Origin of the sequence: Frateuria defendens, assembly GCF_001182895.1 — a bacterium.
Lineage (GTDB): Bacteria > Pseudomonadota > Gammaproteobacteria > Xanthomonadales > Rhodanobacteraceae > Frateuria_B > Frateuria_B defendens.
This window is the reverse complement of the sequence record NZ_LFQR01000086.1, coordinates 21,044-27,661: the sequence shown is the minus strand read 5'-3', so window position 1 is coordinate 27,661 and position 6,618 is coordinate 21,044. Positions and strand designations below refer to the sequence as shown.

The window sequence follows — 6,618 nt, the reverse complement described above, 5'->3', positions numbered from 1 at the left end:
ACCTTCAGCGAAGAAATTTTCTTGCCGGGGAGTTGCCGTGCAGCGATGCAGCGCGGCGGGGTGGCGAATACTAGGGAGGGCCTACCGGTTTGGCAAGCGATTTCTTGAAATTTTTTCCCGATTTCTCGTAAGCGGCTGTTCTTTCAGGAACAGCGCGCATCGCCGCGAACGATCACGGCAATGCGCGGCGCCACCGGGCGCTCAATCCGCCTTCAAGAGCACGCGGGCGAAGTTGCGCTTGCCGACCTGGAGCACGCCTTCGAAGCCGGCCGCGAACACGCGCTGCGCCTCTTCCACTACCTGGGCATCGATGCGCACCGCGCGCTCCTTGAGCTTGCGGTTGGCTTCGGAGTTGCTCGCGGTAAGACCCGCCGCAGTGAGGAGCGCAGGCAGGCGCAGCCCTTCGGCAGGCACGACGATCTCGGTCAGCGGCAGCAGGCTGGTGTCGCCCTCGCCCCGCACGACCGCATGCCAGCCGGCGATCGCCTGCTCGGCCGCGGCGGCATCGTGGAAACGGGTGGCCAGCTCGCGCGCGAGCCGCAGCTTGGCGTCGCGGGGATTGAGCGCGCCGCTCTCGATGTCGCGCTTCATCGCCTCCAGCTCGGCCAGCGAGACTTCGAAGCTCAGCAGCTCGAACCAGCGCCACATCAGCTCGTCGCCGATCTTCATCGTCTTGGTGACGATGTCGATCGCCGGCTCGTCGATGCCGATGTAGTTGCCGAGCGACTTGGACATCTTGTTGACGCCGTCGAGCCCTTCGAGCAGCGGCATGGTCAGCACGATCTGCGGCGGCTGGCCGTGGTGCTCCTGCAGCGCGCGCCCCATCAGCAGGTTGAATTTCTGGTCGGTGCCGCCGAGCTCCACGTCGGCCTCGAGCGCCACCGAGTCGTAACCCTGCACCAACGGGTAGAGGAACTCGTGGATGGCGATCGGCTGCTGCGCTTTGTGGCGCTTGGCGAAGTCGTCGCGCTCGAGCATGCGCGCCACCGTGTGCTGGGCCGCCAGCCGGATCATGTCGGCCGCGCCCATCTTGCCGAACCACTCGGAGTTGAAGCGCACCTCGGTCTTCTCGCGATCGAGCACCTTATAGACCTGTGCCGCATAGGTCTCGGCGTTGCGCAGCACGTCCTCGCGGCTGAGCGGCTTGCGGGTGACGTTCTTGCCGGTGGGGTCGCCGATCATGCCGGTAAAGTCGCCGATCAGGAAAATCACCTGGTGCCCCAGGTCCTGGAACTGGCGCATCTTGTTGAGCAGCACGGTATGGCCCAGGTGCAGGTCCGGCGCGGTGGGATCGAAGCCGGCCTTGATGCGCAGCGGCCGCCCGGCCTTAAGGCGCTCGGCCAAGTCTTCCTGCTTGATGATTTCGTCGGTGCCGCGCGCGATGGTGGCCAGCGCCTGGTCGAGCTCGCTCATGTACTTCCTCAGTAGCTTTTCAATTCAAATGCGCCGGCCCGCAGCGGACGGCGCAAGGCATGTCAGGTTAATTGTGCGTTAATCACGAGACACGCACAAACCATTGATCGGAAAGGCGTTGACGCCTTTTCCACATGGCCGCTATGGTACGGGAATTGAATACGTTGTAACGCGAGGCATACAGGGCATGGGTGAGGGCAGGCAGGGCGCGCGCCAGGCGCGCAAGCGGGCTATCCGCCGCAAGGCGCAGCACCGGCACTCTCACTTCTATGAGCGCTGCACCCACTGGTCCTTCAGCCACAGCGGCGAAGTCGAACCGATCCGCTGGCACCGCGAGCGCTGGATCCTCGCCGGCACCGCGCTCCTGATCACCCTGCTTTCCGGCTTCATCCTCCCTGCCTGGGCCAGCGCGATGCGCCCGGACCCGGTCGCCCCCGCACATGCCCTGCTCCCGCTGGCTCTGCCCAAGGCGCCGACCGCGAGCATGCAGGCGCCGACGGTGGAGGATTGGCACATCGTCCAGGTGCAGCCTGGGCAGACGCTCTCGGACATCTTCCAGAGCCAGGGCCTCAGCCTGACCGACCTACAGCACGTGATGGATACGGTCGGCAAGGCCGGCGGTTCGCTGCACAACATCCGCCCGCACCAGGAGTTCGATTTCCTGCTCGGCGCGGACGGCAGCCTGCGCGGCATCCGCTTCGACAAGGACGACGCCAGCCGCGCGGTGGTGCGCTTCGATGAGTCCAAGTCCACGCTCACCATGGAAACGCGCGACCTCGAGCAGCGCGAGCATATGGCCCACGGCACCATCAACAGCTCGCTGTACGCCGCCGGCGCCCAGGCCGGCATGAGCCCGGCGATGGTCGGCAAGCTGGCCGAGCTCTTCAAGTACGACGTGGACTTCGTGCAGGACCTGCGCGTGGGCGACAGCTTCACCGTGGTCTACAACGACGTCTACCGCGACGGCAGCTATTTTGCGGAAGGCGACATCGTCGCCGCCGAGTTCGTCAACCAGGGCCAGCGCTACACCGCCTACCGCTTCAAGAAAGAGGACGGCAGCTACGGCTGGTTCAGCGAGGACGGCCGCCCGATCCAGAAATCGTTCCTGCGCATTCCGGTGGACTTCACCCGCATCTCCTCGCAGTTCAGCGTGGCGCGCTTCCACCCGATCCTCGGCCGCATGCGCGCGCACAAGGGCGTGGACTACGCCGCGCCCACCGGCACGCCGATCCATGCCGCCGGCGACGGCGTGATCAAGTTCAAGGGCTGGATGAACGGCTACGGCAACTTCGTGGTGATCCAGCACAACGGCTCCATCAGCACCGCCTACGGCCACATGTCGCGCTTCGGCAGCGAGCGCATCGGCCAGCACGTGAGCCAGGGCCAGGTGATCGGCTACGTCGGCATGACCGGCCTCGCCACCGGCCCGCACCTGCACTACGAATTCCGCGTCGACGGCGCGCAGCGCGATCCGCAGAAGATGACCCTGCCCAAGCCCGAGCCGCTGCCCGCGGTGCAACTGGCCCGCTTCAAGCAGCAAGTGGTGCAGCCGCAGCTGGCCCGCCTGAAGGCGCTGGACGCCAACATCAAGCTGGCCCGGCTCGGCTCGGGCGCCCGTAGCGACGATTGAGCTGGCTTCCGTGGATGACGCCGCGGCGCTCTACCTCGGCCTGATCTCGGGCACCAGCGTCGACGGCATCGATGCGGCGCTGGTGGCGTTCGACGGCGAGCGCCCGCGCCTGCATGCCGCCCTCACCCATCCGTGGCCGGCGCCGCTGCGCGAGCGGATCCTGGCCGTGGCGCAGGGCGAGGCCGTCCTGGACCTGGATGCGTTCGGACGGCTGGACGTGGCGATCGGCCGCCACTTCGCCGAGGCGACGACGCGCCTGCTGGCGGAAAGCGCCACGCCCGCCGAGGCGGTGCGCGCGCTCGGCTCGCACGGCCAGACCGTGCGCCACCGGCCACTGGGCGAGTTCCCGTTCACCCTGCAGCTCGGCGACCCCAGCGTGATCGCCGAGGCCTGCAACATCGACGTGGTGGCGGACTTCCGCCGCGCCGACGTCGCCGCCGGCGGCCAGGGCGCGCCGCTGCTGCCGGCGCTGCATGCCATGCTGCTGGCCCGGCCCGGCCACGGCCGGGTGGTGCTGAACCTGGGCGGCATCGCCAACATCACCGTGCTCGGCGCCAACGGCAGCGTGTCGGGCTTCGACACCGGCCCGGCCAACGGCCTGCTCGACGCCTGGTGCCTGCGCCACCGCGGCGAGGTGTTCGACCGCGGCGGCCGCTTCGCCGCCAGCGGCCGGGCCGACGAGGCGCTGCTCACGGCGATGCTGGCCGACCCGTATTTCGCGCTGGTGCCGCCCAAGAGCACCGGCCGCGAACACTTCCACCTGGCCTGGCTGGAGCGGCATGCCCGGCTCGGCGTGCTGGCGCCGGCCGACGTGCAGGCCAGCCTGCTGGAACTCACCGCGCGCAGCGTCGCCGACGCGATCGTGCGCCATGCGCCGGATGCCGAAGACGTATTGGCCTGCGGCGGCGGCGTGCACAACCCCGTACTGATGGAGCGGCTGGCCGCATGCCTGGCGCCACGCCGGGTGCTCGGCACGGCGGAGTTCGGCATCGACCCGGACTACCTGGAAGCCACCGCCTTCGCCTGGCTGGCGCGCCAGCGCGTGCTCGGCCGGCCGGGCAACCTGCCCGCGGTGACCGGCGCGCGCGGGCCGCGCGTGCTCGGCGCCGTGCATCCGGCGCCCTATCGCGCCGGCTAGCCCTGCTCGGGCGCGAACTGCGTGGGGGCGGTGGTCGAGAGCGCCTGCACGGCCTCCTGGAACACCGCCCGTTCGGCCGATTCCCAGTGGCCGGCCAGCACGAGGTCGCCCGGATCGAGCATGGTTTCGGTGAAGATCTGGCCGGCGGCGCTCAAGCCGAGCCCGCTACGCAGCGCATTGAGCACCACGTCGTTGATCGACCACTGGCGCTCCTTGGCCAGCGTCTTGATGCGCTCGGCCAGCTGCATGTCGATATGGCGTATCACGAGATCCGGCATGGCTATCCCATTCGTCGTGCAACGCCCCCTGTGCCGCCGATAGTGGCAAGAGAACGGTGTCCGGGCAAGCCGGGCCGGCCGCTCAGTCCGGCGCGGCCGCCAGGGCCTGGCGGCCATCGTCGAAACGCCGCCACAGGTACGCGAACAGCGCGCTGGCCGGCAGCACGGACAGCACCGTGATCACGAAGTACATGCCGTAACCCGTGCTCGTCGCGATGCCGCCGGCGAAGAAGCCCAGGACCTTGCCCGGCAGGTTCACCAGGGAACTCAGCAGGGCGTACTGGGTGGCGGTGTGCTGCTTGTTGACCAGCGAGGACAGGAAGGCCACGGTCGGCGGCCCCAGAAAACCGAGCGTCACGTTCTCGGCCGAAATCACCAGGGTCAGCACCGGTATGCTGCCCTGGTGCTGGATCAGGAACAGGTAGCCGAGGTTGCTGCTGCCGGCCAGCACGATCGCCGCGCACAGCGGCCGCCAGGCGCCCCAGCGCGCTACCGCGGCGCCGCCGATGAAGGTGCCGACGATGCCCACCCAGATGCCGAAGATCTTCGTCACGGTGGCGATCTGGGTCTTGTCGAAGCCCATGTCGCGGTAGAACGGCCCCATCACGCCGCCGATGATCGCCTGCTCGGGAATCTTGAACACCAGGATGAAGAGCAGGGTGACGCCAGCCACGTGCCAGCCGTAGCGGCGGAAGAAATCGGCGAAGGGGTCGACCACGCTCTCGCGTATCGCAACGGTCCAGCGGCTCGGCCGCGACCGCTGGCTCTCCGGCTCGCGCGCGGCCAGCGTGGTGGCGACGGGGATCAGCATGAGCACCGCCATGACCCCGTACACCACGCGCCAGGGCAGGTGGTCGGCCAGGATCAGCGCCATGGCCCCGGAAACGATCAGGGCGATGCGATAGCCCAGCGCGTAGGTCGCCACCAGGGCGCCCTGCGCCTCCACCGGCGCGATCTCGATGCGGTAGGCGTCGACGGCGATGTCCTGGGTGGCGCCGAAGAAGGCCACCACCAGCGTGGCGCCGACGAACAGGGGCAATGCCTGCGGCGTCAGCAGCGCCATCGCGGCCAGGCCGCCGGCCACGCACAGCTGGGCGAACAGCAGCCAGCCGCGGCGCAACCCCAGCCGGCCGAACAGCGGCAGGCGCCAGTGATCCAGCAGCGGCGCCCAGAGGAACTTGAAGGCGTAGGTCATGCCCGCGCTGGCGATCATGGTGATGTCGCTCAGCAGGATGCCGTTCTCCTTGAGCCAGAAGGAGAGCGTGTAGGACACCAGCAGGAACGGCAGACCGGAGGCGAAGCCCAACAGCGCCATCGTCCAGGCCGACGGCTGGGTGAAGGCCCGCCAGATCGACAGCTTGCCCGAGCCCGGCCTGGCGCCCTGCTCAGTCGGCATAGTCGACGGTGTAGGGCGCGTGGTCGGAGAAGCGCTGGTCGCGGTAGACCGAGCAGCTGCGCAGGCGTTCGCGCAGGCCGGGCGTGGTGATCTGGTAGTCGATGCGCCACCCCACGTTGTTCTCGCGCGCGCGGCCGCGGTTGGACCACCAGGTGTATTCCACCGCCTCGGGCTTGAGGGTGCGGAAGCTGTCCACCCAGCCGCGCTCGCCGACCAGTTCGTTGAGCCAGGCGCGCTCCTCCGGCAGGCAGCCGGAGTTCTTCTGGTTGGAGCGCCAGTTCTTGATGTCCAGCTCGCTGCGCACGATGTTCCAGTCGCCGCACAGCACGTACTCGCGGCCGTTGTTGCGCCAGCCCTCGAACACGCCGGTGAGCCGGTCCATCACCTCGAACTTGAACTGCTGGCGCAACTCGCCGGAGGAGCCGGACGGCACGTACAGCGACACCACGCTGAGGTTGCCGAAGCGCGCCTCGATGTAGCGCCCCTCGCAGTCGAAGGGCTCCCAGCCCAACTCCGTGATCACGGCGTCGGGCTCGCGCCGCGCGTAGATCGCCACGCCGCTGTAGCCCTTCTTGCTGCTGGCGTCGCGGTAGAAGCAGTGGTGGCCGTCCGGGCGGAACATGGGGTCGGCGAGCTGGTCCTCCTGCGACTTGGTCTCCTGCAGGCAGACCACGTCCGCGTTCTGGCTGCGCAGCCACTCGAACACGCCCTTGTTGGCGGCGGAGCGGATGCCGTTGGCGTTGAGGCTGATGATGCGCACGAG

Annotated in this window: 6 protein-coding genes; 2 read left to right on the top strand and 4 right to left on the bottom strand. The window is 68.5% G+C overall.

Going from position 1 to position 6,618, the window contains the following annotated elements:
* Positions 1-201: 201 nt before the first annotated feature.
* Complete coding sequence (gene tyrS, locus ACH65_RS12625; RefSeq protein ID WP_049622956.1) at positions 202-1,413, bottom strand: tyrosine--tRNA ligase; 1,212 nt, start codon at positions 1,411-1,413, stop codon at positions 202-204.
* A gap of 187 nt (positions 1,414-1,600) precedes the next feature.
* Here tyrS and ACH65_RS12620 point away from each other — a divergent pair, with 187 nt between their 5' ends.
* Positions 1,601-3,043, top strand: a complete 1,443-nt coding sequence (locus tag ACH65_RS12620; protein WP_049622955.1) for an OapA family protein — start codon at positions 1,601-1,603, stop codon at positions 3,041-3,043.
* A 10-nt stretch (positions 3,044-3,053) separates the two neighbouring features.
* Positions 3,054-4,181 (top strand): anhydro-N-acetylmuramic acid kinase, encoded by a 1,128-nt coding sequence (locus tag ACH65_RS12615; protein ID WP_049622954.1) that lies wholly within the window; start codon positions 3,054-3,056, stop codon positions 4,179-4,181.
* On the opposite strand, the gene ACH65_RS12610 is transcribed toward ACH65_RS12615, so the two are convergent.
* From ACH65_RS12610 to ACH65_RS12600, 3 genes are all read right to left on the bottom strand, one after another.
* Positions 4,178-4,459, bottom strand: coding sequence for a hypothetical protein (locus ACH65_RS12610; RefSeq protein ID WP_049622953.1), 282 nt, complete (start codon positions 4,457-4,459; stop codon positions 4,178-4,180). The two genes, ACH65_RS12615 and ACH65_RS12610, sit on opposite strands and share 4 nt — an antisense overlap.
* A gap of 82 nt (positions 4,460-4,541) precedes the next feature.
* Positions 4,542-5,855: an AmpG family muropeptide MFS transporter gene (locus ACH65_RS12605; protein WP_425478295.1), complete on the bottom strand. Its 1,314-nt coding sequence runs from the start codon at positions 5,853-5,855 to the stop codon at positions 4,542-4,544.
* On the bottom strand, positions 5,845-6,615 hold the full coding sequence (locus ACH65_RS12600; protein WP_049622952.1) for an exodeoxyribonuclease III: 771 nt from the start codon (positions 6,613-6,615) through the stop codon (positions 5,845-5,847). The genes ACH65_RS12605 and ACH65_RS12600 overlap by 11 nt, the downstream gene beginning before the upstream one ends.
* Positions 6,616-6,618 lie beyond the last annotated feature (3 nt).